The sequence below is a fragment of the Nitrosospira multiformis genome, assembly GCF_900110185.1.
In the GTDB taxonomy this organism is placed as follows: Bacteria; Pseudomonadota; Gammaproteobacteria; order Burkholderiales; family Nitrosomonadaceae; genus Nitrosospira; species Nitrosospira multiformis_A.
This window is the reverse complement of record NZ_FOCT01000039.1, coordinates 1-2,137: the sequence shown is the minus strand read 5'-3', so window position 1 is coordinate 2,137 and position 2,137 is coordinate 1. Positions and strand designations below refer to the sequence as shown.

Genomic DNA, 2,137 nt, shown 5'->3' with positions numbered 1-2,137 from the left:
GGTAAATTTGCTTTTCTTCACGTCATGACTCCTTTCCAAAAAGGTAAAAATCATGCCGGAAATTCTACTTTTAAATGGTACGGTTTATCGAGGTAGGGTCACGTGAACTCGGTGCAGGTCTCATTATCTTCGTCCCCACCTCACCAATGATGATGAGACTCGTCCCGGCATATCTTCTCGAAATCGTTCATTTTCAAGAAGCAGGTTACCCCAGATCATATACAAGAAATAACCATGAGAGAGCAAGGAATACCTATGTAGAACTACGTATTCCTTCTGCGTATTTATGTGGTTGTCTGCCGTTTCATCGTGGATTTCAATAGCTCTACCTCGGTAGCTGTGGTTTTTGGAGTGGATACACGAACGAACGGAACGTTGAAAATCAACTTCGCAAAATTCGTAAAACCCTGGGGGGGCGGATTTTAATACCCCGGCCAAGCTGTCGATCTAAATAATCATCTCAGGAAAATTGTCATGAAATATGTAATCGTCAGGACTACTAGCGCGGGAGTATTTGCCGGGTATCTTGAAAGTCGATGCGGTCAAGAAGTTGTACTTAGGAGTGCGAGGCGGCTATGGTATTGGGAAGGCGCAGCATCGCTTTCTCAACTTGCAGTGGATGGTGTTAACAGGCCGTTTGATTGCAAATTCCCAACGGAAGTTGATCGAGTTCAACTGCTGGAAGCAATCGAAATTCTGGACGTGACAGAAAAAGCAAAAGAATCAATCGCTGCGGTGCCGATATGGAAAGCGTTGAAATAAAAGATAAGGCCTATGGCTGCGGCTCTGCCGGCGGCAAGGGCTTCGACGATGGGACAGGAGAAGGCTCAGGCGAAAGCGATGGCCACGGCAGAAATTACAGCCGAGATTTAGCCGAATATGAAATCCCGGAAACAGGGTACGGTCGCGGCAACGGGTTTGGCGGCGGGGGTGGCGGTGACGACCATGGCATACCTTTCAATGCAGATTTAGAGAGTGATAGGACCACAACAAGAGAAGACTATTACGAAGGCTATGGTTACGGCTACGGGTATGGGCATCACCTTGATAACCGCTACTGCGATCATAGGGGAACAGTAGGCGAATGTGGCGGCGAGGGCTATGTCAGCAGCAGAGGGATTAAGAAAAGTAGGTACCAGCGAAGGTACGACCTTGGAAACCTTAGCGGTAGCGGTACGGAGGATGGCAGAGGAGTGGGTTACCCCAGAACCATGCCACCTGACCTGTATTGGAAAATATTAAAAAAAGATTCGTCCCTCATCACCTGGTTGCGAAAGATATTAGGAAGGTAGTGGCCTAATGAAGGTGGACACTTCAACAGGTGGGAAATCGATGCCTTGAGACCTGGCACTTCTGCCTTGACTTAAACAATTTTTCCTCCAGGGGAATCGGCAGGAGCGTATTAATAGCATTTGGTCTCAAACTCTTAACAATCAACAAAGGGAGACAAGCATGCAAGCTAAAAAAGTATTGGGTCTGGGTTCGATTTGTTGAGCTTCCAGGCAGCGTAGTAGCAGGCATACCTAATGAGTCTATTATTTCACGCGATTTCGACATTGGAACATTGACGTCCGCGCCGTTTGAGACAGCATTTAGTGTTGTGTCAAACGCTCTTCAACATAGCTATACATTAGTTGATCGGGATATTTTCGCAGGGTACGAAAATGTCCGCAGGCGTGGTTTACTGCTGTCTTGAGAGTCGAGCCGGCTTTGAACGCTGGCACTTTTGCAGCCTTGCTCGTCACATTCCCTCACGTTTTGGGGTTGCGGCCAGTACGCAAGCGGTGCGGGATTATAACTCGGGAGCAGAAGAACTGCAGAGCATCAGCATGAGCTGGGAATAACGCATCCAGCAGAGAAAGTGTAAGTGGTTCGAAGAGCTGCTATCGGAACGCAGCATTAAAGGAGACGAATTTTCTGCGCTCGTATCACAAGCTTATCCTGGCCAAACCGCTGTTCCAGCTTCTTGCGGTAACTGCTCCACCAGTCCTCGTCCAGATCCTTTACCATCACTTCATACACGATGATGTCATCGTGAACTGTGGCGCCATCCTTCTCCTGCCACAATCCGCTGGCAGGTGTGCGGGTGTAAGCGGTTAGCCCGCCAAACTTCCCCACAAGTTCGTCACGAACCTGC

The 2,137-nt window shown here is 48.6% G+C and carries 3 protein-coding genes; 2 read left to right on the top strand and 1 reads right to left on the bottom strand.

Annotated features, from left to right (window positions below):
- Positions 1–474 precede the first annotated feature (474 nt).
- Both BMY01_RS16865 and BMY01_RS16860 read left to right on the top strand, forming a co-directional pair.
- Positions 475–762: a DUF6948 domain-containing protein gene (locus BMY01_RS16865; RefSeq protein WP_074749264.1), complete on the top strand. Its 288-nt coding sequence runs from the start codon at positions 475–477 to the stop codon at positions 760–762.
- Positions 744–1,292 carry a hypothetical protein gene (locus BMY01_RS16860; RefSeq protein WP_074749263.1) on the top strand — a complete coding sequence of 183 codons (549 nt, stop codon included), beginning with the start codon at positions 744–746 and terminating at the stop codon, positions 1,290–1,292. Before BMY01_RS16865 ends, BMY01_RS16860 begins: the two co-directional genes overlap by 19 nt.
- A 607-nt stretch (positions 1,293–1,899) precedes the next feature.
- On the opposite strand, the gene BMY01_RS17965 is transcribed toward BMY01_RS16860, so the two are convergent.
- A partial coding sequence (locus BMY01_RS17965; RefSeq protein ID WP_074749261.1) for a hypothetical protein occupies positions 1,900–2,137 on the bottom strand: 238 nt, incomplete at its 5' end.